This is a genomic window from Croceicoccus sp., from assembly GCF_983967925.1.
This window is the reverse complement of record NZ_CFETID010000004.1, coordinates 14,163-40,882: the sequence shown is the minus strand read 5'-3', so window position 1 is coordinate 40,882 and position 26,720 is coordinate 14,163. Positions and strand designations below refer to the sequence as shown.

Genomic DNA, 26,720 nt, shown 5'->3' with positions numbered 1-26,720 from the left:
CGGCGGCCTGCCGAGTCAAGCGATGAAAGCGGTAAGCGCCCCCGCCCGCAGGGCGAATCAGGCGTTTTCGCGCGTCCCTTCGGCCTGCCGCATCGCCTGCAGCTTGGTCTCCCAGCGCAGCGCATCGGCGATGATCTGTTCCAGATCGTCGTTCTCGGGCTTCCACGGCGTGGTGGCCAGCAGCCTCGTGTTGTCCGCCAGCAGCGCGGGCACGTCGCCTGCGCGCCGCCCTTCCATGCGGCGCGGCACTGGCTTGCCCACCACGCGGTCGACAGCATCCAGCACCTCCAGCACCGAGAATCCCTTCGCATAGCCGACATTCATCGTCAGATTGCGCGCAGGCTCGGCAATCAGCGCTTCCAGCGCATGGACATGCGCGGCAGCCAGATCGCTGACATGGATATAGTCGCGGATGCCGGTGCCATCGCGGGTCGGATAGTCCAGCCCGAACACCGCGACCTCGCTGCGCTTGCCCAGCGCGGCCTCAAGCGCGACCTTGATCAGATGGGTCGAACCCACGCCCGACTGCCCGCTGCGCGCCTGCGGATCGGCGCCCGCGACGTTGAAATAGCGCAGCACGCAATAGTTCATCTCATGCGCCCAGGCCGTGTCGGCCAGCACCCGCTCGGTCATCGCCTTGGACATTGCATAGGGATTGAACGGCTGGATCGGATCGTCCTCGGCCAGCGGCTTCGCCTCCGCCTCGCCATAGACGCTGGCGGTGGACGAGAAGATGAAATGCGGGATCCCCGCCTCGACCGCCGACTGGATCAGCGCGCGGCTCTTGCCCGTGTTGTTGTCGTAATATTTCAGCGGATTCTCGACCGATTCGGGCACGATGATCGATCCGGCGAAATGCATGATCGCGCCGATGCCCTGCTCTTCGAAGATGCGCTTGACCAGATCGCCGTCGGCCACGTCGCCTTCATAGAACGGCACGCCGTCCGGCACCGCCCAGCGGAACCCCGTCGACAAATCGTCGAGCACCACCACCGGCCAGCCGCGATCGACCAGCGCCAGCACCGCATGGCTGCCGATATAGCCGGCACCGCCGGTGACGAGGACAGGGAAGGGCGTCTTCATAGCGTGTCTTTCAATGGCGGATCTGCGGATCCGGGCGCTTCAGGCTCTGCGACCTAACCCGGTATCCGATAACATCGCGTTACGTCGTTGATGAACGATCTTTGGCGTAATCCCCGCATGAAACGGGGTTACTCCGCACGAGTCAGTTATCGGGAGAGTCGGTTGCGGGGCGGGCCAGTTATCGGGCAGGCGTCAGGCGGCATTGGCGGGAATCGGATATTCACCGAAATCGGTCAGGTCGCGGATCAGCCCCATCTCGATCAGCTGATCGGCGCCCCTGAACTGGACGCTGCCCGGATAGCGCAGATCCATGCCCTTGTTGCGGCGGATCATGTCGGCATAGAGCACATATTCCGCCCCGCCGTTGTAATGCTCGCCGCGCTCCACCTCGCGGTGCACGCGGGCGGCGAAATCGGCGAGGAACTTGAAGTGCAGCAGTACGGCGCTTTCGCGAAACACATTGCCGCCGAACACGACATGGTTGTGCGCGTAATGGACGGGCGTCTGCGTGCGGACCAGGGGATATTTCGCCAGCACCGGCATCTGCGTCGGCAGCGCACGCAGCGCCAGCGGCAGGAAACGGCGCGGCACGCGCGGCAGCACCCGGTCGCTCTGCCCGCGCAGCCAATATGTGCGCCAGCTGCTCTTCGCCTCGCGCTGCAGGCTGGACATCAGCCGCACCCGCGGGCCGCCGACCACCTCGACCCAGCCGTCGGGATGGCGCCACGGCTTCACCGGACGCAGGCGGAAGTGATATTCGCTGTCGAACAGGGGCGCGATCTCGGTCAGGTCGCGGCCTTCCTCGGGCTGGCCCGATTCGACCGGCCCGTCGGGATACATGTCGAGCATGAAGGCAAAGATCGTGTTGGCGCCCTCGCTCTCCGCCTCGCGGCAGAGGTCGGCCAGCGGGCGTTCGGGCCAGCCGCGATAGACGATCTGCTCGTCCGCATCGGTATAGAGCAGCCAGATCCGCCGGCTGATCCGCGCGCGCACCGCGTTGATCCAGTCCATGCCGCAATTGGCCGCGGCAAAGCTGGCGGTGGTGCGCGTCAGGATGACATCGGGCTGCGCGGCGAGATATTCATGGGTCCCGTCGTCCGACCCGTTGTCGATGACGGCAAAGCAGCCCACCCCGATTGCGCGATAATGCGCAAGCCAGGATTGCAGCCGGTCAATCTCGTTCCGGCACACGCAAGCCGCAATGATGTCATGATCCTCGCTGGCCCTGTCGATCGCGCCAAGGAATTCTTCGTCTAGCAATCGCGTCACCCTGTGCTGCCGCCGCTTGTGTCGGCATCGCGGGGCAATGTATCACCCGCTTCCGGCGCGAGAAACTGCCCATCGGGGGATTTGTGCCATCCAACCCGGCTCATCCGAAGGAGATAGGGGAAATTGCCCCCGCCGGTCCCACGTTCGGCCTGCTTCTGCGCCCTCCGGTGGACCAACCACCGCGCGCTGGTCGCCCCCAATTGGCGGCGCTTAACCTTGTGCTTAACCCTTTGGAGGCTCGACCGTGTTATCCATGGCGGTGCATTCGCACCTCGCCTAGGGATGGCGCGACAGCCATTGCGGACGGGCGAACGCGTGCCCGGGGCCGTAATGCGGACAAGCGGAGTAGTGTAGCCATGCGTATCCATGTCGCGATCGCCACCACGGGTCGGCCCGACGTGCTGTGCAAGGTGGTCGACCGTTTTCGCCACCAGACCCGCCCGGCTGACGGGATCGTGGTCGTCGGCGCTGCGCCAGAGGATATCGCAGGGCTGGACCGGCTGGCACAGCCGCCGCAGCAGGCGGTGGTCTCGCCCAAGAAGGGCCTGTGCGCCCAGCGCAATGTCGCGCTCTCGCTGCTGCGCGGCCAGACCGACGCGGTGGTGTTCTTCGACGACGATTTCCTCGTCGCGCATGATTTCCTTCAGCGGCTTGAGCAATTGTTCGAGGGCGACCCCGACCTCGTCGGCCTCACCGGCTGGCTGATCGCCGACGGCGCGCAGACCGGCGCGCTGACCTATGAGGAAGCCGAGGCGATGCTCGACGCGGGGCCGAATGGCGCGCCGCGTCCCGACAAACCGGACGAGAGGACCAGCTGGCTGTATGGCTGCAACATGGCCTTCCGGATGAGCGCGTGCGAGGATCTGTCCTTCGACGAGAACCTGCCGCTTTACGGCTGGCAGGAGGATGTCGACTTCACCGAACAGCTCGCACGCCGCGGCCACATGCTGCGCACCAGTGCGATCACCGGCATCCACATGGGTACGCGCGGCGGGCGCACCTCGGGGCTGAAGCTGGGCTATTCGCAGGTTGCCAATATCGTCTATCTGCGCCGCAAGGGCACGATCGGCGCGGCGCATGGCTGGACGCTGATGGCCAAGAATGTCGCCGCGAATCTGGCGAAAAGCATCAGGCCCGAAGACACGATCGACCGGCGCGGGCGTCTGAAAGGAAATATCCGCGCATTCGGCGATGTCTTGCGCGGCAAGGCCGATCCGTTGCGGATCCTCGACCTTTAGAACGCCATCGGCAAATGCGCCTGACCCTTAGGGGTAGCTATCGAATGGGAGCTTGAGATCGGGCGTCGCGCCCGGTTGAATGGCCCCGTCCGACAGGGATGATACCGGCAGGATGCTGGGGGCAGCATGCTGAGGGCAGCGCCGATTATCGCCAAGCGGGTCGCAAAGGGGGGCCTACGACCATAATGTCCGTTGCAGTGCATCCAGAACCCGAAACGACAGGCGCCGCCGCGCGCGATGACGCCGTTCCCATGCGCTTTTCCATCGTGATCGCGAACTATAATTACGACCGCTTCCTCGGTCGCGCGATCGAAAGCGCGGTTGCGCTCGACTGGCCGGATGTCGAGGTGATCGTGGTCGATGACGGATCGACCGACAATTCGCGCGAAGTGATCGAAAGCTTTGCCGGTTCCATCACCCCCATATTCCAGCCGAACGGCGGCCAGCGCGACGCCAACAACAATGGCTTTGCGCATTCCACCGGCGAGGTCATCGTGTTCCTCGATGCCGACGACGTGCTCGATCCGCGCTTTGCGAAGGCCGTCGCCGCCGCATGGGGACCCACCGTCACCAAGGTGCAGGTCCAGATGCAACTGATCGATGCCGAGGACCGACCGTTCGGCGATCTCATTCCCAATTTCGCATTTCGCCCCGAACCCGCGCAGATCACCGCATGGGCGCGCAGCGCCACCGAATATCCGACGCCGCCGGGATCGGCCAACGCCTACTCTCGCCGCTTTCTGGAACGGTTCTTTCCGATCGGGGAAGAGCATGACGTCGTTACCGATTCGACCTGCCTAGCGCTGGCGCCGCTAATGGGCGATGTCGTCACCATCGTCGAACCGCTGGTCCATTACCGCCAGCATGGGTCGAACGATTCGAACCTTGGCATACGCCCCGGTAATTTCACCCGCGAAGTGGCCCGAGCGATGAAGCGGCAGAAAAGCGCGGAAGATATCTGCACCGCGCTCGGCGTGGAACCGCCGCGGCCCGACAGCCTGCGCCGCAGCCGCCACCTGCTGCAGTTGCGCGCAGCCAGCCTGCGCATGGCGCCCAGGGACCATCCCTTGCCGGGCGACGGACGGATCACGGCGGGGATGGACGCGATCGGCTCGATCTTTCGCCGCAATTTCGATCCGCTGAAAAAGCGGCTCATCGTGGCTGGCTGGGTGCTGGCGGTCGTCACCGCGCCCGCGCCCATCGCGCGCAAGCTGATCCGCAAGCGCTTTGTCGAGCGGTTCCAGAACCGGGAAGCCGCCGCCACAGGCTGACGGATGCGCCCAGCGCGGCGCCATTATCGCATTATCAAACCGGGGGGTTGCAGACAGAATGAACATGGGCGGCACAGCGGCGGTCGAAAGCGATCCCCATGGTGGCCAAAGGGCGACGACGCAGGCGCGCGGCACGAAATGCCGCCATTGCGCCGCGCCTCTCGACATCGTGCTGGCTGATCTGGGCCACAGCCCGATCGCCAACGACCTCATCACGGCCGACCGGGTGAACGACCCTGAGGCGACCTATCCGCTGGCGGTGCGCGTATGCGGAAACTGCTGGCTGGCGCAGGCGGACGACGTGCTGCCCGCCGATGCGATCTTCCGCGCCGACTATACCTATTTCTCGTCACATTCGACGACATGGCTGGCCCACGCCAAGGCCTATGTCGACATGGTCATCGACCGTTTCGGACTGACGGCGGACAGCAAGGTCGTCGAGGTCGCCTGCAACGACGGCTATCTGCTGCAATATGTGAAAGAGGCAGGCATCCCCTGCTTCGGCGTCGAACCCACCGCCGGTCCGGCTCAGGCCGCGCGCAAGCTGGGCCTCGACGTCGATATCGAGTTCATGACCGAGGCATATGGCAAGTCGCTGGCCGCACGCGGCTGGCAGGCCGACCTCGTCACCGCTAATAATGTCCTCGCCCATGTGCCCGACATCAATGATTTCGTGCGCGGCATCGCTGCCATCCTGAAACCCGAAGGCGTCGCCACTTTCGAGGTGCAGCACCTGCTGCGCCTGATGCAGGGCCGCCAGTTCGACACGATCTATCACGAGCATTTCTCGTATCTGTCGCTGATCGCGGCGGAGCGCCTGTTCGAGGCATGCGGCCTGCGCGTGTTCGCGGTCGACAGCCTGCCGACGCATGGCGGATCGGTGCGCTTCTTCGTCTGCCGTCAGGAGTCGGCCCGCCCGAACGAGCTGTCGCTCGACGCGATGCGGAACGAGGAGCTGGAATACGGCCTCGACAAGCCGGCCACCTATCGCGCGTGGCGGGCGGATATCCTCGACACGAAATTCGCGCTGCTCGAATTGCTGCTGAAACTGAAAAGGCAGGGCAAGACCATCGTCGGCTATGGCGCGCCGGCCAAGGGCGTGACCTTGCTCAACTATTGCGGGGTGGATGCCGATTTCATCGATTACACCGTCGACCGCTCGCCCGCCAAGAAGGGCTGCCTGTTTCCCGGCGTGCGTGTGCCGATTCTGGACCCCGGCGAGATCCTGAACACACGGCCCGATTATGTCCTTATCCTGCCCTGGAACCTGAAGGACGAAATCAAGGACCAGATGGCGGCAGTGCGCGACTGGGGCGGCAAGTTCATCGTTCCCGTCCCGATGGCGACAATCGAGGACTAAGGGCGCAGCACGAATGGCCAGCAAGCCGAAAATTGCCATCATCGGATCAGGTTTCGCCGGTTTCGGCGCCTCGCACGCACTGTCGGGCGAGAATGTCGATGCGACGATCTATGAGAAGCGTCCCGTCCACGGGGGGCATACCTCGACCCATGCCTATGACGACGGCTATCTGTTCGACGAAGGCCCGCATATCTCGTTTACCGAGGACAAGCGCCTTCAGGAACTGTTCGCCGATTCGCTGGGCGGCACGTTCGAAAAGCTGCGCGCCTATGTCGACAATTTCTGGCAGGGCCACTTCATCAAGCATCCCGCGCAGACCAGCCTGCACGGCCTGCCCACCGAACTCGTCGTCAAATGCATCAAGGATTTCGTCGAGGCGACGAAAACCCCGATCGAGGACGCGCGGATCGAGAATTACGAGGACTGGCTCCTCGCCGCCTTCGGAGAGGGTTTCGCGCGCACCTTCCCGATGGAATACACCAAGAAATACCATTCGACCGAGGCGAAGAACCTGACGACCGACTGGCTCGGCCCGCGGCTCTATCGCCCCACGCTCGAACAGGTGCTGGTGGGAGCGCTCGACAAGAAATCGCCCGACGTCCATTACGTCGACCACTTCCGCTATCCGACGCATGGCGGCTTCGTGTCCTACCTCAACGGCTTTCGCGAACGCGCGAACCTTGAGGTTAATTCCGAGATCGTGGCCATCGACCCCGCCGCCCGCACACTGACGATGAGCGACGGGCGGGTGACACCCTATGACGCGCTGGTCTCCTCGGTCGCGCTGCCCAGCCTGATCCCCATGATCAAGGGCGCACCCGACGATGTGAAGGCGGCGGCGGAAAAGCTCGCCTGCACCGAGGTGGTGCTGGTCAATATCGGCGTGACCAAGCCCTTCATCAAGGACGCGCACTGGACCTATTTCTATGACGAGGACATCTGCTTCGCGCGGCTGTCCTACCCGTCGAACTTCTCGCCCAATGTCGCGCCCAAGGAGTGCAGCGCGCTGCAGGCCGAGGTCTATTTCTCGAAGAAATGGAAACCGCGCACAAAGCCCGCCGACGCCTATATCGAACCGGTGATCGACGGGCTGCTGCGGGCCGGGCTGATCGACAGCCGCGAGCAGGTGAACCACACCAGCACCATCGTCGCGCCCTATGCCAATATCATCTTCGACCATGACCGTCCGGCGGCGGTGAAGTTGATCCACGACTACCTCGACGACATCGGCATCGCCTATTGCGGGCGCTTTGGCGACTGGGGCTATATCTGGACCGACCAGGCCTTCACCAGCGGCGAACATGCCGCACGCAAGGCGCTGGAGCGGCTGTCGGCCCCCGAACGCGGCACTATCGCGGGAGGCGTGCTATGAGCGGCAAGCGCGACCATCTCGTCTTCGTGCGCGGCGGCAAGACCTCGCTGCACCACGACTGGCTGAAGGGCCCGGGTCCGCGCAGCTGGGACCTGCAGGTCAGCCAGTGGATCGACGATCCCGACATCGGCGCGGACGGCGATCTGCCCGTGTCGATCGACAAGGGAACGAAATGGGACAGCGTCTATCGCTATCTCTCCGCCAATCCCGAACTGATGGACCGGTACCGCTATATCGCGTTCATGGACGACGATCTGATCTTCACCAAGCAGGATCTCAACCGCTATTTCGAGATCTGCGAGGAGCACGGCCTGCTGCTGGCCCAGCCCTCTCTGCATCCCGACAGCTACTTCTGCTATCCGATACTGCTGCAGTGCAAGAGGACGAAGCTGCGCTTTTCGAACTTCGTCGAATGCATGGCGACCGCGATCCGCACCGATTACCTCAAGACCTTCATGCCGCGCATGGCGCGCGTGAAATCGGGCTGGGGGATGGACCGGATCTGGACGGTGACCATGCCCGACCCGGCCTATAAATCGGCCATCATCGACGAGATTTCGATGGTCCACACGCGCCCCCACGCGACCGGCGGCATCTACAAGGATTTCGCCAAGGAAGCGATGGGCCCCCATGCCGAGATGGAAGCGCTGATCGGCAGCTATGACAATATTCCCGACAAAATGATGGTCTATGGCGGGATCGACCGCAAAGGCCGCCGCATCAGCGCGGCGCGCGCGCGAATCGCCAACGGGGTCAGCCTGGTCGCCAATTGCTGGCGCTATCGCGACACGCCCCATACGCTGCGGTCAGGGCTGGGCATGTTCGTGCGCGCCGTGACAGAGGCGAATTACGTGCCGCAGCCCGCGCGCTCGCTCAACAGGAAAGAGGCATCGCTATGACCAACGCCCGCCCCAATGACCGGCACACGATCGCCGTGACGGTGGGCCTCAATGGCTCGATCGAGGACGAGGAAAAGGCGATCTATCGCGGCCAGCTCAACCTGCTGCCGCCCACGCCTGCCAGCATCGCGCTGTGCGAACATGCGCAGCGCATGGTGGAGGAAGCCTTTGCGCCCCACGATCCGCGCACCGCGCAGCACCATCTGTCGGTCGACGATTTCGTCGCGCGCGCCGCCGCGGTCAAACCGCGCTTCATCCACGATCCGCAGACCCGCGTGCTGCAAAAGCAGTATCTGGAAGAGCTGGGCTTCGATACCAGCCGCACCTTCCTCGACGTGCCGCGCATGCGCGTGGTGTCGAGCGACGGCTATCTCACCTCCGGCGTGGGGCACAAGCAGCCGCCGCACCGCGATACGTGGTGGTCCGCGCCGATGCAGCAGATCCAGTTCTGGCTGCCGATCTTCCCGATGAGCCGCGAATGCTCGATGGAATTCTACCCGCATTATGTCGAGACGGGGGTCGAGAATTCGTCGGACGATTTCAACATCTATGCGTGGAATGCGCGCGGCCGCCTGAAGGCGGCAGAGCACAAGCAGGGCGAGGACAAGCGCGGCATCCCGCAGCCCTTTGCCCCGCTGGATCACCCCGCCGCGGTGCAGGTGACGCTGCCGGTGGGCGGCGCGGTGATCTTCTCGGCCAACCAGCTGCATGCGACATCGGACAATGTGACGGGAATGACCCGGTTCAGCATCGACTTTCGTATTGTCGATGGCGATCATGTCGCGGACGGTCTGGGCGCGCTCAATGTCGACAATGGCTCAACCGGCACCGCGCTGCGCGATTTCCGCCGGATGAGCGACGAGGCGCCGCTGGCCGACGAGGTGGTGGCGAAATACGACATCGGCGAAAAGCCGGAGGACGGGATCCTGGTGTTCTCGTCCGAAGTGGCCGAAAGGCAGAACAGCCCGGCGGAAGCGGGCTGACCTATCATGAACAAGGGTGGCAACAGGCAGGAGTAACTTGCGGCCGTCGGTCCAGAAAGGATCAACAGCGATGAATTTCATCGACACAGACAAAGCCGCTTCGAACAGCTGGGACGTGATCGTCGTCGGCTCGGGCATGGGATCGCTGTTTTTTCTAGAAAAATATCTGGAGGAACGGCCGGACGACCGCGTGCTGATCGTCGAAAAGGGCGGCTATAACAGCCATGACTGGCAGCTGCGGCACCTGCAGAATTCCGATATCGACAACCACGGCACCTATCGCAATATCGGCGAATTCGACAAGGAATGGGCCTATACGATCGGGCTGGGCGGCAGCAGCAATTGCTGGTGGGCGCTGACCCCGCGGCTGCATCCCGACGATTTCCGCATCCATTCGATGACGGGCACCGGCGTCGACTGGCCGATCGGCTATGACGATCTGGTGCCTTATTTTCAGCAGGCCGAACGCAAGATGCTGATCGCCGGCTCGGACGAGCTGGAAGAGCATTACCCCGGCACCGCGCCATACCCGCAGCCGCATCACCACATGACCACCGCCGACCGGATGATGCGCGAAAAGCCCGGTCACCTGCATTACCCGATGCCCACGGCCAAGCTTTCGCAGCAGTCGGAAGACAGCAGCCGCAATCGCTGCTGCTCCACCTCGCGCTGCCATCTGTGCCCCGTCGATGCGAAGTTCAACGCGCTCAACGGGTTCCGCAACGTGCTGTCGCATCCCGCCGTCTCGATCGTGGTGGATGCCGAGGTGCAGATGCTCGATACCGCGGACGGGGTGGTGAAGTCGGTGCAGTTCCGCCACGGCGCAAAGGACTACAAGGCTTCGTGCGACCTGTGCGTGCTGGGCGCGAATGCGCTGTGGTCGCCGTTCATCATGCTGCGTTCGGGCATCGGCGGGCACGGCGTGGGCCGCTATCTGGGCGAAAAGATGCTCGCCAATGTCGAGGTCTATCTCGACGGGCTGGACCATTACGACGGCGGCACCGCGACCACCGCGATGAACCTGACGCTGCTGAAGGAAGGGCGCACAAAGGACCGCGGCACCAGTTTCGTGATCTTCAAGAACGGTTTCGACCACGGCATGCGGCTCGATCCGCCGGGCCGCTGGCGTCAGTCCCTGCCGCTGGGCCTCTATGTCGAGGATCATCTGAGCTATGAGAACGGCGTGTTTGACGACGGGGGCGACGTGCCCGCGGTGAAGTTCGGGCACTGGTCCGATTATGCGCACAATACGCTGAACCACGCGATGAGCCGTCTGCCCGACATATTGTCGCCGCTGCCGGTCGAGGAGATTCGCGGGCCGAAGATCTGGCCGACGCTGGGCCATGTGCAGGGCACTTGCCGCATGGGCACCGGCATCGACAATTCGGTGGTCGACAGCGATCTGGTCAGCCACGCGGTGCGCAATCTGGTGGTGGTGGGCACATCGACCTTCCCGACAAGCGGAAGCGTCAATCCCACGCTGACCGCGGCGGCCATGTCGCTGCGATCGGCGGAAAGGCTGGTGGGGTAGCGATCATGGCGAAATTCATTCCGAAAATCTCGCGCAGGAACGCGCTCATCGGCGGCGGCGCGGGTGCGCTGGTGGTGGCGGGCGGCGGCGCCTTTGTCGCATCGGCGACGATGGAAGATTTCTACGCCGATATGGTTTGCCACTACCTACCCGGCGAACCGATCGCGCCCGGCGCGGCCGAGGCCTTTGCCGCCGACTATGCCCCGCGCGAGGCGGATACCGGCAAGGTCGAGGCGCTGATGTATATGCAGCAGCTGGCCGGATTTGCCGGGCTGGACATGGCGCTGGGCGGGGAAGGCCCTTACGAGACCTTCACCCGCCGCGTGATGACCAATTTCATGCTGGGGTCGAACTTCTTCCACCGGTCCTCTGCCAGGGAGCCGGTGGAATATATCGCGCTGCCCGATGTGTGCCCGAACCCCTTCGCCCGTTTCACCTGACGCCCCGTTACGCCTGACGCGGTCGCCAGGCCCGGCGGGGGCCAGGTTTAGCTCGCGACCTGCCGCATGCGCGGTTCAAAAGGGACCGTGTTCACAGGCTCCCCAACCGTCACGGCTTCGACGATGCGGCGCGGCTTGGCATAGACCTGCCGCCACGGGCAATCCGGCTGCGCCCACAATTCCTCGAGATAGGTCTTGTCGCGCAGCGTATCCATGCACTGCCAGAACTTGTCGTGCCGGAACGCGGTCAGCTGGTTCAGCTCGACCAGCCGCTCCATCGGATCGCGCTCCCAGATCGTGCTGTCGCCTTCGATCAGGTCGAACACCTCGGGCTCGCACACATAGAACCCGCCATTGATATGGCCGCCGTCATGAATGCCCTTTTCGCGGAACCCGGTAACGTTGCGCCCGTCCTCGCTCATCCCCAATGCGCCGAAGCGGCCCGGCTGCAGCACAGCGGTCACGGTCGCCCACTTGCCCTGCGCCTTGTGAAAGGCGACCAGCTCGTCGATCGGCACGGTCGAGATGCCGTCGCCATAGGTCAGGCAGAAAGGCTCGTCGCCGATGATCTCGCGCACGCGGCGCACGCGCCCGCCGGTCATCGAATCCGCGCCGGTATCGACCAGCGTAACCTTCCAGTCCTCGTCCGAAGGCGAGTGGAATTCGATATTGCCGCTGCCCAGGTCGATGGAAAAATCGCTGCTGATAGAGCGGTAGTTCAGGAAATACTCCTTGATGACCTCGCCCTTGTAGCCGCAGCAGACCACGAACTCCTTATGGCCGAAATGCGCGTAATGGCGCATGATGTGCCACAATATCGGTTTGCCCCCGACTTCGACCATCGGCTTTGGACGCACCGATGTCTCTTCGCTCAACCGCGTGCCAAGTCCGCCCGCGAGAATGACTACTTTCATACATGCCCCCCAACAACTGACTTGAATTTACCCGGTTGCCCCGGTTCCATGCAAGACGCACAGCCGGGGCATGCGGGTTAACGCGCGGTCCAATGCAGGGGTAATCCGAATGCATGAGCAGACATCGGTGATGGTTACCGGCGCCAGCGGCTTTGTCGGAGGCGCGATTCTGCGCGCCTTGCGGGCAAGCGGCCGGCGCTTCGTCGCCATCGGAAAGCGCCCCGCGGGTGCCCCCGCGGACGAGGTCTGGGACAGCGCCGAATTGCTGGACCGGGACGCGGTCGCCGCGCTGATGACGCGGCATCGTCCGGGCGCGCTGATCCATGCCGCATGGGCGCGCAGCCGTCCGGGCGGATTGTGGGACGCGCCCGACAATGTGGCGTGGCGCGACGCGGGCATGATACTGTTTGAGGAATTCTGGCAATCGGGCGGCCGCCACGTCACCGCCTGCGGAAGCTGCGCCGAATATGCCCCCGGCGACGACCCCTGCCGCGAGGGTGTCACGCCCATCGCGCCGCAATCGCTCTACGGCAAGGCAAAGGCGGAATTGCACGACATGGCCGCAACCCGCGCCGCGCAATTGGGCAAATCGCTGGCGTGGGCGCGCATCTTCTATCTGTTCGGCCCCAACGAAGCGGCGTCGCGGCTGGTGCCTTCGGTGATCGACAGCCTGCTGCGCGGCGAACCGGCAAAAACCGCCAGCGGTATGATCCGCCGCGACTTCGCACTGGTCGACGATATCGGCGAGGGGATCGCCGCGCTGACCGGTGCAGGCGTATCGGGCGCGTATAATGTCGCCAGCGGCGAAGCGATCCGCCTGCGCGACCTCGTCACCCGGATCGGCACGATCATGGATCGGCCCGATCTGATCGAGATCGGCGCATTGCCCGACCGCGCGGGCGAAGCGCCCGTCATTGCCGCCGATGTCACGAAAATCGCGCGGGACACCGGCTGGCAGGCGCGCACCCCGCTGGACGAAGGCCTGCGCCGGACCATCGCGGACCGGCGCAGCGCCTTTTTCTCAGACGACGGGCTTTTCTCAGACGACGGGCTTTTCTCAGACGACAGGCAAGGTCCAGCACAGCTCTGAATCGAGCAGCTTCTTGTCCTTGTTCTGCAACAGGATCTTCAGCCGCGTATAGGGCGCGGCGTTGAAATCCTCTTCGGTCAGGTGGATCGCCTCGAACAATGTGCGCAGCTGGCGTGCGCCGCGTTCGGGCGTCCATTCGCATTTGAAGCCCGGCAGCACCCTGCGGATTTTGTCGAAACCCACCTTGTAGCTGCGATTGTCGCCATCGCTCTCACCCACGGTCAGCTTGCAGCCGGGGAAGGTTTCCGAAACGATGGTGGCGACGTCGATGATGCGATAGTTGGAATCGGTGTCGCCGACATTGAAGATCTGCCCGCGAATATCGTCCTCGGGCGCCATCAGCGACAGGCGGATCGCCTGGCAGATGTCCTTCACATGCACCAGCGGCCGCCACGGCGTGCCGTCGCTGGTCAGCCGGATCTCGCCCGACGTCATCGCATGGCCGCACAGATTGTTGAGCACGATGTCAAAACGCATCCGCGGGCTGGCCCCGTATGCGGTCGCATTGCGCAGGAAGCAGGGCGCGAAATTGTCGCCCGCCATCGCGCCAAGGTCCTGCTCCACCTTCACCTTGCATTCGGCATAGGCGGTCTGCGGATTGGGCGGCGTCGTCTCGTCCACGAATTCGTAATCGCCATTCGCCGCGCCATAGACCGAGCACGACGAGGTATAGACGAAGCGCCGGATCCCCGCCCTGCGCGCCGCGCGCGCCAGGCTCAGCGTACCTTCATGGTTGATCTTGTAGGTGATGTGTGGATCGTGCTGGCCCAGCGGATCGTTCGACAGTTCGGCCAGGTGAACGACCGCGTCGAACCCCGCCAGATCCTCGGCCGTGATCGCGCGGATATCCTTGCGGATCGACATCGGCATCGGATCGGGCGAGGGATACAGCCATCCCGCAGCGTAATAGCCGGTGTCGCAGCCGACCACGTCGAAGCCGCGCTTCATCAGGTCAGGCCCGAGGATCGCGCCGATATAGCCGTCCGATCCCGTCACAAGTACGCGCATTCAAAAATTCCCCCGCTGGCATTGATGCGCATGGGAATATGCCCGCCCGATGCGCAGCGCCGGTCTAGGTAGCGGAGGGGAGTCGGACCAATCGTTCTTAGGGATTAGAAGGGGCTGCGGGGCGTGACCGTCCCCCTCTGGCACAGGATGAAATGGCCGGAACCGCGCAAAAGCGTTCAGATGGTGGCGATCGCTTCGAAAACGCGGTCCAGTTCGTTTTCGGTGATGCAGAAAGGCGGCATGGCATAGATCGTGCTGCCCAGCGGGCGCAGCAGCACGCCGCGCGACAGGCAATGCCGCATCATCGCCGGGACGTCGCCCGCCATATAGCCCTCACCCTCCCCCAGCTCGAACGCCGCGATCCCGCCGCGCACGCGGGCACCCCGGATCGCGCGCTGCCCCGCCAGCGCCTCGACCCGCTGCGCCAGACGGTCTTCCAGCCTCTTCACCCGCTCCAGCACCGGCTCATCGCGCCAGATCGCCAGATTGGCGGCGGCGGCGGCGCAGGCGATGGGATTGGCGGTATAGCTGGAGGAGTGGAAGAACATCTTCGCCCGGTCGGTCGACAGATGCGCCTCATAGATCGGCTCGCTCGCCATGGTGACCGCCAGCGGGATCGCGCCGCCGGTCAGCCCCTTGGACAGGCAGAGAATGTCGGGCACGACATCGGCCTGTTCGCAGGCCAGCAGCGTGCCGGTGCGGCCCCAGCCGGTCATCACCTCGTCCGCGATGAACAGGGTGCCGTGGCGGGTGCAGATCGCGCGCATCGCGGCGAGCACCTCAGGCGAGTAGAACTTCATCCCGCCCGCGCCCAGCACCAGAGGCTCGACGATCAGCGCCGCCGCGCCGTCCGCACAGGCCGTTTCCAGCGCGTCCAGCGTGGGCTGCGGATCGCCCCCGCTTCCCTGGCACGGAAACGGAATGCTCGTCACGTCGAACAGCAGCGGATCGTATGGCTGGTTGAACACGCCGCGTTCGCCCACCGACATCGCGCCGATGGTGTCGCCGTGATAGCTGTGCTCCATCACCACGATCTGGCTGCGCGGCGCGCGCCCCGCACCGGCGGTATGGTTCCAGAAACCCAGCGCCATCTTCAGCGCGACCTCGACCGCGGTCGATCCCGAATCGGAAAAGAACACCCGTGTCAGGCTGGGCGGCATGATCGCACGCAGCCCCTCGGCCACCGCTTCCGCCGGTTCGTGGGTGAAACCGGCAAAGATCAGCTGGTCGAGCTTGCCCGCCTGCTCGGCGATCGCCTGCATGATCGGCGGGTGGCAATGGCCATGCGTCGTCACCCACCACGACGAGATCGCATCGATGATCCGCCGCCCGTCCTTTGCGAACAGGGTCGCGCCCTCGGCCCGCTCGATCAGCGGGATCGGATCGTTCAGCCCGTGCTGGGTAAAGGGATGCCAGATCGCGCTCACAGAAAGTCCTCCAGCTTGAAACCGGCGTCGAACGCGGCGGCCAGCGTCTCGGCGTTCAGCGGATCGAGGCGGTCTATCCGCCCCAGCCGCCTTGTCTTGCCCATGTCGCAGATGGTGCGCTCGCTGTCCCCTATGCCCTCGCTCACGAAAACCCCCTCGCCCATGAAGGCCACACCGATCAGCGGCACATCGCGCTGCCGCAGCGCCTCTATCGTCAGCAGGCTGTGGTTGATCGTGCCCAAAGCGGTGCGCGCGACCAGCACGGTCGGCGCCTTCCAACGCGCGATCACGTCGAGGAACGTCACCTCGCGCGTCAGCGGCACCATCAGCCCGCCCGCCATCTCGATCACCAGCGGGCCGTCCACCTGCGGAATGGTCAGGCTGTCGGGGTCGATTGCCACCCCGTCGATCTCCGCCGCAAGGTGCGGAGAGCACGGCGTCTGCAACCTGTGCACCTCGGGCAGCACGCGGTCCGCCGGTATTCCGCCCAGCCGCGCGGCGCGGTCGGCATCGCCTTCCATGCGCCCTTCATAGGGGTCGAAGCCCGCCTGCACCGGCTTCCAGTAATGCGCGCCGCCCCGCCTGTTGAGTGCGCCCGTCAGCGCGGCGGCGAACACGGTCTTGCCGGCGTCGGTATCGGTTCCGGCGATCACGATGGGGCGGGTCATGCGGCAGTCTCCCATGGGCGGCGGAAATGCAGGGTGACGACTTCATAGCTGGCCGCCGAACCCGAAGCCTCGAACGCGCGCATCGCGGCGCGCATTCCGACCGGGCTGGCAGGGCGATGGCCGGGCGCGGGCACATGCGCGCCAATGGCTTTCAGCGACTTCAGGAAGCCCAGCGCATTGGCATGGCGGTCGATCAGGTTATCGGTTGTCGGTTCAGCCGCCTGCGCATCGCGGCGGATTGCGGCCAGCTCCGCGACATCCGGATAGTCCGGCGTTCCGGCGGCGCAGCCCGCCTCTGCCAGCGCCTCACGCCATTCGCGGAACGTGCCAGATGCCAGCGTATTGAACAGCACATGCCCGCCCGGCCTGACCCAGCGCAGCATCCGCCCGACGGCCCCGTCCAGATCACCAAGCCATTGCGCGGCGAGGCTGGCGGTGACGACATCGAATGCGCCGTGACCATCGGGTTCGCCGCGGGCAACATCCAGAACCGAAAAGGTTAGATCGCCGCGTCCCGCCATGCGCGACCGGCAGCGTTCGACCATGTCCGGCGCCAGATCGGTCACCCGCCATTGTCCGCCCACTCCCCTGCGGATCAGCGCATCGGTCAGGAACCCCGTGCCGCATCCGAATTCCAGCAACCGAGGCGATTCCAACTCCAGCGCCGCGATTCTTTCGGCCAGCGCCTCGGCGGCGCGGCGTTGCACATGGGCGTGGCGGTCGTAATCCCGTGCCGATCCGAATGCGCTGGCGATGGCGGCGGTGCGATCGCTCATGCCGCGACCCTCATCCGCTCGATCCATGCCGCGCACAGGCGGGGATGCGTCAGGGGCAGCACATGCCCGCCGCCTTCTACCGTCTCGCGCGCAAGACCCGCCGCGCAGGCGAATTGCGCCTGCCGCACCGGGGCCGTCAGCAGCGGATCCTCCGCCCCGTCCAGCGCCGCCACCGGACGGCCCCAATCCGCGAGGGCGGTGCGCCGGTCGCCATCGCGCATCGCGGTCAGATCGCGCAGCAGCGGGTCCAGATGCGGCGCGCCGCCCGGCACCGCGCTGCCCAGCCGCGCATGAAACTCGCCCAGCACCGCACCGGGATCGGCTTCCATCCGCGCCACCATCCGGTCGAGCAGGCGGCGCGGCACGCCGGGGCGGTCCGTGGTCTGGGTGAACCGGTCGAACCCGTTGATCGCGACCAGCCCCCGGCAACCCGCAGGCGGATCCGCCAGCAGCGCCATCGTGCCGAAACTATGCGTGATCGCAAGGCACGGCCCCTCGACCACGGTCCACAGCCGCTCACCGAAGTAGCCCAGATCAAGGCGCACGATATCGTCATTCGGCAGGCACGCGATCACCGCGTCCCAGACCCGCGCGTCAAACCCCCAGCCATGGACGAAGACCAGCTTCACCCCGCCTCCTCCAGCGCGGCCAGCAATGCGTCGACATCGCCTTCCGAGTGGCTGGCGCGCAAGGCGATGCGCAGGCGGCTGGTACCCGGCGGCACCGTCGGCGGGCGAATGGCGGCGGCCACCATGCCGCGCTCTTCCAGCACAGCCGACAGGTGCAGCGCGTCCTCCTCGCCCCCAATGATCGCGGGGACGATCTGCGTGGTCGATCCGCCGTCCCATATCCCCAGCCGCGTCAGCCCGTCCCGCAGCCGCTCGCCCAGCGCCGCCAGATGCGCGCGCTGCGTGTCCATCTGCGGCATCAGATCCAGCGCCGCATCCGCCGCGCCCAGCACCGCGGGCGGCAGAGCGGTCGAGAACACGAAGCCCCCCGCCGCATTCACCAGCCAGTCGCGCATCACCGCCGAACAGGCGAGATATCCGCCAAAGCCGCCCAGCGCCTTGCTGAACGTGCCCATGGCGATGTCGACGCCCGCGACGCCATGCGTCAGCCCCGCGCCCTGCGGTCCCAGCACGCCGGTCGCATGCGCCTCGTCCACCACCAGCAGTGCGTCGTGCCGCCGGGCCAGCGCGCCCAGCGCCGCCACGTCCGCGCGGTCGCCATCCATCGAAAACACGCTCTCGGTCAGGATGATGCGCGCCGGTGCGTCCGCATGGTGGGCAAGCAGCTCCTCCAGATGCGCCAGATCGTTGTGCCGGAACCGAATCTCGCGCACGCCTGCTGCCGCGCAGCCGTGATGAATGCTGGCATGAACCAGCCGGTCGGTGAACACCGCCGCGCCCGGCACAGCCTTGACCAGAGCGGGCACCAGCGCGGCATTGGCCTGCCAGCCGCTCGCCAGCACCATCGCCGCCTCGGTCCCTTTCAGCGCCGCCACGCGCGCCTCCAGTGCCAGATGCGCTTCCAGCGTCCCCGTCACCAGCCGCGACGCACCCGATCCCGCGCCCAGCCGCCCCGCATAATCCGCCGCCCGCTCGGCCAGCAGCGGATGCAGGGCCAGCCCCAGATAATCATTGCTCGAGAAATCGACCGCCTCGCGCCCGTCCCGGTGCAGCCGCCCACGGGGATGCAGCGCCGCGGGACGCAGCACCCTGCGACGCCCCTTCGCGGCCAGATCGGCCAGCCTCTCCTGCAGATGTTCGTCCCAGCGGCTCATCGCCTGCGCTCCAAGCGCGAAAACAGCCGCTTGTCCAGCCTGCCCGCCCGGCCCTATGAGTGCGCGCCATGGAAAGCCAATGGACAATCGGGATCATCGGGGGCTCCGGCCTCTACCAGCTCGATGCGCTGGAGGATGCGGAATGGCTGCCGGTCAGCTCTCCCTTCGGCAAGCCGTCTGACGAGATCCTGTTCGGCCGGATCGGCGATGTCAGGCTGCGCTTCCTGCCCCGGCACGGTCGCGGCCACCGCATTCCGCCCGGCGACATCAACATGCGCGCCAATATCGACGCGCTGAAGCGCTGCGGCTGCACCGACATCCTCGCGATCTCGGCCATCGGTTCGCTGCAGGAACATCTGCCGCCCGGCCATTTCGTCGCGGTGGACCAGTTCATCGACCGCACCTTCGCGCGCGTATCCAGCTTCTTCGGCCCCGGCCTGACCGCCCATGTCTCGATGGCCGACCCGGTCTGCGCGCGCCTGTCCGCCATGGCCGCCGACGCGGTCGAGGCCGCGGGCGGGCCGGTCGCACGCGGCGGCACCTATCTGGCGATGGAAGGGCCGCAATTCTCGACCCGCGCCGAAAGCCGCCTCTACCGCCAATGGGGCACGGACGTGATCGGCATGACCGCCATGCCCGAAGCCCGCCTCGCCCGCGAGGCCGAGCTGCCCTATGCGCTGATCGGCATGGTGACCGACTACGACTGCTGGCGCAGCGAGGACGAATCGGTCGATATCGCAGAAGTCGTCGCGCAGATGCGGGCGAACGGCGACCTGGCGCGCCGCACGGTCGAACGCTTCGTCGCCGCGCTGCCCGCCGCGCGCAGTCCCTCGCCGATCGACACCGCGCTCGATCATGCGATCATCACCGCGCCCGACGCCCGCGACCGTGACATGCTGGTGCGGCTGGACGCCATACTGGCGCGCCATCTTTCCGCCTGACCCCATGCGAGAGTTGTTGCAATCCAGTCTCATTCGCAATTACAATAGGTACGAATGGCGATGCTCCATTTCGGGACGCCCTTCTGCATGACGGCCAGTGTTAGCTTTCTGTCAGCAGTTGTGCGGTTGCTGGCGGGATAAAGGCGATATTCTGCACCTGTCGGAAGGACTAGGCTGTAACCGAAGGGGCGCCTGCATGACGATGATGGCACGCGGCGTGGAAAGGACCGGGGTACGCATGGCTAAGAACGGTCTCGACATCCTGCATATAGAGGATGACAGCCGCACCGCCGCCGATCTTCAGGAACTGATGCGCGCCACCGGCGACCGCGTGACCTGGGCGCCGACCGGTTCGGAAGGGCTGCGGCAGGCGGGCGTCGGCGAATTCGACGTCATCATCCTCGACCGCATGCTGCCCGATTTCGACGGGCTGACCGTGGTGCGCCAATTGCGCGACAGCGGCATCGGCACGCCGCTGCTGATGCTCTCGGCGCTGGGCCGCACGATCGACCGCGCCGAAGGGCTGGACGCGGGCGCCGACGATTATCTGGCCAAGCCGTTCGAGGCGACCGAACTGCTCGCCCGCCTGCGCGCGCTGCATCGCCGCGCCTCGGGCCATACGCATAGCGCGGTGATCATCCACGGCGCGTTCGAATGTCATGTAAAGGCGCGCACCGCCTTTCGCGCGGGCAAGCATCTCGCGCTCAGCCCCAAGGAGTTCGAACTTTTCCGCTACATGATCGAAAATGCCGGCGACGTCGTCACGCGTGAGATGCTGCTGCGCGACGTGTGGAAGATGGGCTTCGATCCGCAGACCAACGTGGTCGACGTGAATATCGGCCGCCTCCGTCGCAAGCTGGAAGACGGTTTCGCCACGCCCGCGCTGGAAACGATCTGGGGGACCGGCTACCGTCTGCTCGACGGCCGCTAGGGGCCGCGCCAACGTAAAGGGGCGCGCTTGCAACGGGTTTCACTGCTCGATTCGATCTTCACCCGGCTGGTGGCATGGGCCATCGCGGTGTCGATCGCGGTCGTGCTGGTGCTCGGCTGGCTGGTCACCACCAAGTTCGAGAGGATGTCGCAGGCGACGGTTCGCTGGAACGTCGATGCCGATATCCGCCATATGGCCGACATCCTGGACGCGCGGGGCCAGACCGAACTGGTCGCGCATATTCAGGAAAGCGCCGACCTTGCTAGCCCGCCCGGCACCGGCACGCATTTCCTGCTGGTCGATGCACAGGGGCGCAGGCTGGCGGGCGACATGACCCAGTGGCCCACCTTTCCAGCGCGTGGCGGCCAGTCGGGCGACATCATGCTGCCGGGCGGGCGTCCCGCCTTTGCCCGCGCGGTCGATCTGGCGCCGGACATGCGGCTGCTGGCGGCGCGCGAGACCGGATGGACGATGATCCAGCTCAACCAGATCGGCCTGTCCTTCGTGGCGGGCGGGCTGTTCGTGGTGATGGCGGTCGGCGTCGCGGGCTATATCACCGCGCGCCGCCTGTCGTCGCGGGTGCGGGTCATCAATGCCGCGTTCCGCGATCCCGAACCGGACCGCCTCGCCGCACTGGACACACGGCAGGCACGCATGGACGAAATTGCCGAGCTGACCCGCCATTCCAGCGCCGCGCTGACCCGGCTCGACCGGCTGGCCCGCTCGCAGCGCGATACCACCGACCAGATCGCGCATGAGATGCGGACCCCGCTGATGCATCTCGACAACCGGCTGGTGCGCGCGATCCAAGCGCAGGAACAGGCCGGGTCCGGCAGCGGTGCGTCAAGCGGCGGGCCCGACGCCGAGACGATCGAACGGCTGATCGCCGCGCGCGGAGAGATCCGCCATGTCGTCGCCACGCTCGAATCGCTGCTCGATATTGCGCATAGCGAGGCGCAGCGCGGCAATCCGCAGGGCCTTGCCGAAGTGGACCTCAGCGCGCTCGCCGCCAATATCGCCGATCTCTACACCGCCAGCGCCGAGGATACGGGCCACGACTTCCGGCTGGAGGCCGAGGAGGGCGTCACCATGCAGGGGGACGAGATCCAGATCACCCGGCTCGTCATCAACCTGCTCGACAATGCGTTCAAATATGTGCCGCCGGGCGGGCGCGTCACGCTGATCGTGAAACGCGATGCGAAAGGGCATCCGCTGATTGCCGTGGCCGATAACGGGCCCGGCGTTCCGCCCGAATATCGCGAGACGATCTTCGAACGCTTTGGCCGCGTCCAGAACGGATCGGGCGATCCGAACGGCCATTCCAAGGGCGCGGGGCTGGGTCTTGCGCTGGCGCGGGCCATCGCGCAGCGCCACGGCATGGAATTGCGCCTCGCGCCCACGGTGCGCGGCGCGCGTTTTGAATTGCGGGTCCAGGCCGGGGCCTGAAAAACCGGCTTGCCCGCGGAACAGCCCCGCCGCCCATGCGCTTCATCGATGACCGGCTTCAATCGCATCCATGCCGATTGAATTGCCCGCGACTCTGTGGTAATATAATTGCTCAGTTATAAAATTTCGTTCCCCGGCTTTTTCGAGCACGAAGATGAGCGGATCCGCTGAGAGAGGATAATGTGACAGACACGACCGCGCCCGAAGATCGCCCCGCGCCGCCGCCGGGCGCCAAGCCGAACCTGCCACGGCTCGAACTCCATATCCCCGAACCGCCGTCGCGTCCGGATACCGAGGTCGATTTCCGCCACGTCAATCGCGGCAAGGCGGGCGCGGTGCGCCGTCCCGACATCGCCGAACACGAATCCAACATGCGCGACCTGCCGTATGAGCTTATCCGCGTGCTGGACGACGACCACAAGGCCGTCGGCCCGTGGGACCCCAAGCTGTCGCCAGATACGCTGATCAAGGGGCTGCGCGCGATGATGCTGACGCGCGCCTTCGACGACCGGCTGTTCCGCGCGCACCGGCAGGGCAAGACCAGCTTCTACATGAAATCGACCGGCGAAGAGGCGATCGCCGCCGCGCAGTCGCTGGCGCTGGACAAGGGGGACATGTTCTTCCCCACCTATCGCGCCTCGGCCTGGCTGCATGCGCGCAACTATCCGCTGACGACCATGTGCAACCAGATCTTCAGCAATGCAGAGGATCCGCTGGCGGGCAAGCAGCTGCCGATCCTGTTCTCGGCCCGCGATTACGATTTCTACTCGATCTCGGGCAATCTGGGCGTGCGTTTCGTCCACGCGGTGGGCTGGGCGATGGCGTCGGCCTACAAGAACGACACCAAGATCAGCCTCGCCTATGTTGGCGACGGCACCACGGCGGAAGGCGATTTCCACGAGGCGATGACTTTCGCCGCCGCCTTCCGCGCGCCCGCGATCCTGTGCGTCACCAACAACCAGTATGCCATTTCCAGCTTCGCCGGTTTCGCTGCGCCCGAACGCCTGCCCTTCGCGGCCAAGGCGCTGGCCTATGGCTTCCCCGGCCTGAAGGTGGACGGCAACGATTTCCTCGCCGTGTGGGGCGCGACCCAGTGGGCGGCGGAACGCGCGCGCACCAACAATGGCCCGACCTTGATCGAATTCTACACCTACCGGGCCGAGGGGCACTCCACCTCCGACGATCCCAGCCGCTATCGCCCCAAGGACGAGGCGAACCATTGGCCGCTGGGCGACCCCGTAGAACGGCTGAAGGACCACCTCATCGCGCTGGGCGCATGGGACGAGGACAAGCATGCGGCACTGGCCGAAGAGCTGAAGGAGAAGGTCCGCGTCGCGGTCAAGGAGGCCGAAGCCATCGGCACGCTGGGCCAGTCCAAGCCGCCCATCGACGAGATGTTCGTCGACGTGTTCGAGGACATGGACTGGCGCCTGAAGGAACAGCGCGCCGAACTGCACCAGCTCCGCGCCGCCAGAGAGCGCGGAGGGAGCAACTGACATGGTAGAGAACCAGCCTTCCGTGAACGACGCCGCCCTCGACGAGGGTTTCGCCGAGACCGGCACCAAGAAGATGAACATGATCCAGGCGCTCAACAGCGCGCTGGACGTGATGCTGGGCCGCGACGACGACGTTCTGATCTTCGGCGAGGATGTCGGCTATTTCGGCGGCGTCTTCCGCGTGACCGAAGGATTGCAGAAGAAATACGGCCTGAAACGCTGCTTCGACGCGCCCCTGACCGAAGGCGGCATCATCGGCAGCGCCATCGGCATGGGCGCCTATGGCCTGCGCCCGGTGCCCGAAATCCAGTTCGCCGACTATATCCTGCCCGCCTACGACCAGCTGGTGAGCGAGGCCGCGCGCCTGCGCTATCGCTCGGGCGGCGAGTTCTGGGCCCCGATCACGGTGCGCACGCCCTATGGCGGCGGCATCTTCGGCGGCCAGACCCACAGCCAGAGCCCTGAGGCGATCTTCGCCCATGTCACGGGCCTCAAGACGGTCATCCCGTCGAACCCCTATGACGCCAAGGGCCTGCTGATCGCCAGCATCGAGAGCAACGACCCGGTCGTCTTCCTCGAACCCAAGCGCCTGTACAACGGCCCCTTCTTCGGACGGCCCGACGAGGAGCTGAAGACCTGGGCCAATTCTGGCGACCCCTATGCCGAGGTTCCGCTGGGCCATTACGAGGTTCCGCTGGGCAAGGCCGCGATCCTGCGCGAAGGCCGCGAGGCGACCGTGCTGGCCTATGGCACGATGGTCCATGTCGCCAAGGCGGGGATCGACGACAGCGGCGTGGATGCGGAACTGATCGACCTGCGCTCCATCGTCCCGCTCGACATCGACACCATCGTGCGTTCGGTGAAGAAGACGGGCCGCTGCCTCATCCTGCACGAAGCCTCGCGCTTTGGCGGGTTCGGCGGCGAGTTGTCGGCGCTGGTGCAGGAACGCTGCTTCGACCATCTGCGCAGCCCGATCCAGCGCATCTGCGGCTATGACATGCCCTATCCGCATGCGTTCGAATGGGACTATTTCCCCGGCCCCATCCGCCTTGCCGAAGCCCTGAAATCCGCCGTGGAGTACCGCTGATGGGACGCTATCATTTCCGCCTGCCCGACATCGGCGAAGGCGTGGCCGAGGCCGAGATCGTCGAATGGCACATCAAGGTCGGCGACGAGATCGCCGAGGACGACCCGCTGTGCGACGTGATGACCGACAAGGCCACCGTCGACATGACCACCCCGGTCGGCGGCAAGATCCTCGCGCTGCACGGCAAGGTGGGCGAAATGAAGCCCGTCGGCTCGGTGCTGGTCGAGCTTGAGGTCGAGGGAGAAGGCAACGCCACTGGCGACGCCCCCGCCCCTGCCGAGGAAAAGCCCGCGCCAGCGCCCACCGCGGCTCCGGCTCCGGCGCCTGCGCCTGCGCCTGCGCCCAAGGCCGAACCCGCGCCCGAACCGGCCCCCGCACCCAAACCCGCTTCTGCGCCGAAATCCGCTCCCGCGCCAAGCAGTACCGCACCTGCCGGCTTCCCGCTGGCCGCGCCCGCCACGCGCCGCCGCGCCGCCAAGCTGGGCATCGAGCTTGAGCGCCTGAAAGGAACCGGCCGCAACGGGCGCATCACGCCCGAGGACATCGACCGCTATCTCTCGGGCGGAGACGACCGCTATGCCACCCGCTCCGGCGTGGACGAGATCGAGGTGGTGGGCCTGCGCCGCAAGATCGCGCAGCGCATGGAGGACGCGTGGCGCCGCATCCCGCACATCACCTATGTCGAGGAAGTGGACGTCACCGAGCTTGAGAATACGCGCAGCGCGCTCAACGCTGCACGCAAGGACGGCCAGCCCAAGCTGACGATCCTGCCCTTCTTCGTGCGCGCTTTGGTCAAGGCGCTGCCCGACTTCCCGCATTGCAATGCGCATTACGACGACGAAGCCGGCGTCCTGCGCCAGCATGCACCCGTCCATTGCGGCATCGCCACCGCCACCGAAAAGGGCCTCGCGGTCCCGGTGCTGAAAAACGCGGAATCGATGGATCTGTGGAACTGCGCCGAGGAAATCGCCCGCCTCTCCGCCGCCACCCGCGACGGCAAGGCCAGCCGCGACGAACTCAGCGGATCGACCATCACCATCACCTCGCTGGGCCCGATCGGCGGCGTCACCACCACGCCGATCATCAACTCGCCCGAAACCGCGATCGTCGGCCCGAACAAGATCACCGATAAGCTGACCCGCGTGAACGGCGAGATCGTGACGCGAAAGGTGATGAACATCTCGTCCAGCTTCGACCACCGCATCGTCGACGGCTATGAAGCGGCGCTGTTCGTGCAGGAACTGAAGCGGCTGCTGGAGACGCCGGCGTTGTTGTTCGTGGATTAAGGGAGGGCGTCCGGTTTCGGCTGGAAGCGGAGGTCTGCTGGCGACACTAGGCGAGGTTCTTGCCGCCACGTTCGTCATTCCCGCGCAGGCGGGAATCCAGTCGGTCGTGGAGCCACTTCGCTCTGGATCCCCGCTTTCGCGGGGATGACAATGGTTGCGCTTGTGCATCCAGACCCGGCTTCGAACTTCCCGATCCCAAGCCTAACTGCTTCACATAGAACTACGCTTGGTCGGATCATCTATGGGCGGCTTATACGGCGGCAAGTAATCCCGATTCCAGTCGAACCATAGTGCAACCCAGCCAAGCATGAGGAATGCGCAAAAGCCGATATACGCCAGGACAAAGAGACAGAACCTGACTGGCGTTTCGACGATATTCAGTTCGCCATAACGTCGAAGTTCAACGGTTCCGTCTAGAAGA

The 26,720-nt window shown here is 65.4% G+C and carries 24 protein-coding genes; 15 read left to right on the top strand and 9 right to left on the bottom strand.

Features of this window, described 5'->3' with window-relative positions:
- Nucleotides 1-57: 57 nt before the first annotated feature.
- Complete coding sequence (galE, locus tag AC4FIJ_RS03505) at nt 58-1,083, bottom strand: UDP-glucose 4-epimerase GalE (RefSeq protein ID WP_490335330.1); 1,026 nt, start codon at nt 1,081-1,083, stop codon at nt 58-60.
- Between the two features lie 192 nt (nt 1,084-1,275).
- On the bottom strand, nt 1,276-2,343 hold the full coding sequence (locus AC4FIJ_RS03500) for a glycosyltransferase family 2 protein (RefSeq protein ID WP_490335329.1): 1,068 nt from the start codon (nt 2,341-2,343) through the stop codon (nt 1,276-1,278).
- A 365-nt stretch (nt 2,344-2,708) separates the two neighbouring features.
- On the opposite strand from AC4FIJ_RS03500, the gene AC4FIJ_RS03495 reads away from it, so the two are divergent.
- From AC4FIJ_RS03495 to AC4FIJ_RS03460, 8 genes are all read left to right on the top strand, one after another.
- On the top strand, nt 2,709-3,590 hold the full coding sequence (locus tag AC4FIJ_RS03495) for a glycosyltransferase family 2 protein (RefSeq protein WP_490335328.1): 882 nt from the start codon (nt 2,709-2,711) through the stop codon (nt 3,588-3,590).
- A 185-nt stretch (nt 3,591-3,775) separates the two neighbouring features.
- Nucleotides 3,776-4,861, top strand: coding sequence for a glycosyltransferase family 2 protein (locus AC4FIJ_RS03490; protein ID WP_490335327.1), 1,086 nt, complete (start codon nt 3,776-3,778; stop codon nt 4,859-4,861).
- A 64-nt stretch (nt 4,862-4,925) separates the two neighbouring features.
- Nucleotides 4,926-6,221, top strand: coding sequence for a methyltransferase domain-containing protein (locus AC4FIJ_RS03485; RefSeq protein ID WP_490335326.1), 1,296 nt, complete (start codon nt 4,926-4,928; stop codon nt 6,219-6,221).
- A 13-nt stretch (nt 6,222-6,234) separates the two neighbouring features.
- Complete coding sequence (locus AC4FIJ_RS03480) at nt 6,235-7,593, top strand: protoporphyrinogen/coproporphyrinogen oxidase (RefSeq protein WP_490335325.1); 1,359 nt, start codon at nt 6,235-6,237, stop codon at nt 7,591-7,593.
- The gene (locus tag AC4FIJ_RS03475) at nt 7,590-8,492 is read left to right on the top strand and encodes a DUF707 domain-containing protein (RefSeq protein ID WP_490335324.1); all 903 of its coding nucleotides are present in this window, start codon (nt 7,590-7,592) and stop codon (nt 8,490-8,492) included. Before AC4FIJ_RS03480 ends, AC4FIJ_RS03475 begins: the two co-directional genes overlap by 4 nt.
- Nucleotides 8,489-9,475: a phytanoyl-CoA dioxygenase family protein gene (locus AC4FIJ_RS03470; protein WP_490335323.1), complete on the top strand. Its 987-nt coding sequence runs from the start codon at nt 8,489-8,491 to the stop codon at nt 9,473-9,475. Before AC4FIJ_RS03475 ends, AC4FIJ_RS03470 begins: the two co-directional genes overlap by 4 nt.
- 70 nt (nt 9,476-9,545) lie before the next feature.
- Nucleotides 9,546-11,006, top strand: a complete 1,461-nt coding sequence (locus AC4FIJ_RS03465) for a GMC oxidoreductase (RefSeq protein ID WP_490335322.1) — start codon at nt 9,546-9,548, stop codon at nt 11,004-11,006.
- 5 nt (nt 11,007-11,011) lie between these two features.
- Nucleotides 11,012-11,446: a hypothetical protein gene (locus tag AC4FIJ_RS03460; protein WP_490335321.1), complete on the top strand. Its 435-nt coding sequence runs from the start codon at nt 11,012-11,014 to the stop codon at nt 11,444-11,446.
- Nucleotides 11,447-11,493: 47 nt separating this feature from the next.
- Here AC4FIJ_RS03460 and rfbF read toward each other — a convergent pair whose 3' ends face one another.
- Nucleotides 11,494-12,360, bottom strand: coding sequence for a glucose-1-phosphate cytidylyltransferase (gene rfbF / locus AC4FIJ_RS03455; RefSeq protein WP_490335320.1), 867 nt, complete (start codon nt 12,358-12,360; stop codon nt 11,494-11,496).
- Nucleotides 12,361-12,469: 109 nt separating this feature from the next.
- On the opposite strand from rfbF, the gene AC4FIJ_RS03450 reads away from it, so the two are divergent.
- Nucleotides 12,470-13,450 (top strand): NAD-dependent epimerase/dehydratase family protein, encoded by a 981-nt coding sequence (locus AC4FIJ_RS03450; RefSeq protein ID WP_490335319.1) that lies wholly within the window; start codon nt 12,470-12,472, stop codon nt 13,448-13,450.
- On the opposite strand, the gene AC4FIJ_RS03445 is transcribed toward AC4FIJ_RS03450, so the two are convergent.
- The 6 genes from AC4FIJ_RS03445 to AC4FIJ_RS03420 form a co-directional block, all read right to left on the bottom strand.
- Nucleotides 13,418-14,458, bottom strand: a complete 1,041-nt coding sequence (locus AC4FIJ_RS03445; RefSeq protein WP_490335318.1) for an NAD-dependent epimerase/dehydratase family protein — start codon at nt 14,456-14,458, stop codon at nt 13,418-13,420. The genes AC4FIJ_RS03450 and AC4FIJ_RS03445 overlap by 33 nt on opposite strands.
- 176 nt (nt 14,459-14,634) lie before the next feature.
- Nucleotides 14,635-15,885: an adenosylmethionine--8-amino-7-oxononanoate transaminase gene (locus tag AC4FIJ_RS03440; RefSeq protein ID WP_490335317.1), complete on the bottom strand. Its 1,251-nt coding sequence runs from the start codon at nt 15,883-15,885 to the stop codon at nt 14,635-14,637.
- Nucleotides 15,882-16,553 carry a dethiobiotin synthase gene (gene bioD, locus AC4FIJ_RS03435; RefSeq protein ID WP_490335316.1) on the bottom strand — a complete coding sequence of 224 codons (672 nt, stop codon included), beginning with the start codon at nt 16,551-16,553 and terminating at the stop codon, nt 15,882-15,884. Before bioD ends, AC4FIJ_RS03440 begins: the two co-directional genes overlap by 4 nt.
- The gene (locus AC4FIJ_RS03430; RefSeq protein WP_490335315.1) at nt 16,550-17,329 is read right to left on the bottom strand and encodes a methyltransferase; all 780 of its coding nucleotides are present in this window, start codon (nt 17,327-17,329) and stop codon (nt 16,550-16,552) included. Before AC4FIJ_RS03430 ends, bioD begins: the two co-directional genes overlap by 4 nt.
- Nucleotides 17,326-17,958, bottom strand: a complete 633-nt coding sequence (locus tag AC4FIJ_RS03425) for an alpha/beta fold hydrolase (protein ID WP_490335314.1) — start codon at nt 17,956-17,958, stop codon at nt 17,326-17,328. The genes AC4FIJ_RS03430 and AC4FIJ_RS03425 overlap by 4 nt, the downstream gene beginning before the upstream one ends.
- Nucleotides 17,955-19,112, bottom strand: coding sequence for an aminotransferase class I/II-fold pyridoxal phosphate-dependent enzyme (locus tag AC4FIJ_RS03420; protein WP_490335313.1), 1,158 nt, complete (start codon nt 19,110-19,112; stop codon nt 17,955-17,957). Before AC4FIJ_RS03420 ends, AC4FIJ_RS03425 begins: the two co-directional genes overlap by 4 nt.
- 68 nt (nt 19,113-19,180) lie before the next feature.
- Between AC4FIJ_RS03420 and mtnP the strand changes: the two genes are divergently transcribed.
- The 6 genes from mtnP (at nt 19,181) to AC4FIJ_RS03390 (ending at nt 26,299) form a co-directional block, all read left to right on the top strand.
- Nucleotides 19,181-20,053: an S-methyl-5'-thioadenosine phosphorylase gene (gene mtnP / locus AC4FIJ_RS03415; RefSeq protein ID WP_490335312.1), complete on the top strand. Its 873-nt coding sequence runs from the start codon at nt 19,181-19,183 to the stop codon at nt 20,051-20,053.
- Nucleotides 20,054-20,249: 196 nt separating this feature from the next.
- Nucleotides 20,250-20,984: a response regulator transcription factor gene (locus AC4FIJ_RS03410; protein WP_490335311.1), complete on the top strand. Its 735-nt coding sequence runs from the start codon at nt 20,250-20,252 to the stop codon at nt 20,982-20,984.
- A gap of 27 nt (nt 20,985-21,011) precedes the next feature.
- A complete protein-coding gene (locus AC4FIJ_RS03405) occupies nt 21,012-22,430 on the top strand; it encodes a sensor histidine kinase (protein ID WP_490335310.1) in 1,419 nt (472 codons plus the stop codon).
- Between the two features lie 182 nt (nt 22,431-22,612).
- Nucleotides 22,613-23,926, top strand: a complete 1,314-nt coding sequence (locus AC4FIJ_RS03400; protein ID WP_490335309.1) for a thiamine pyrophosphate-dependent enzyme — start codon at nt 22,613-22,615, stop codon at nt 23,924-23,926.
- A 73-nt stretch (nt 23,927-23,999) separates the two neighbouring features.
- Nucleotides 24,000-25,013, top strand: coding sequence for an alpha-ketoacid dehydrogenase subunit beta (locus AC4FIJ_RS03395; RefSeq protein ID WP_490335482.1), 1,014 nt, complete (start codon nt 24,000-24,002; stop codon nt 25,011-25,013).
- Nucleotides 25,013-26,299 carry a dihydrolipoamide acetyltransferase family protein gene (locus AC4FIJ_RS03390; protein ID WP_490335308.1) on the top strand — a complete coding sequence of 429 codons (1,287 nt, stop codon included), beginning with the start codon at nt 25,013-25,015 and terminating at the stop codon, nt 26,297-26,299. The genes AC4FIJ_RS03395 and AC4FIJ_RS03390 overlap by 1 nt, the downstream gene beginning before the upstream one ends.
- Nucleotides 26,300-26,720: the final 421 nt, after the last annotated feature.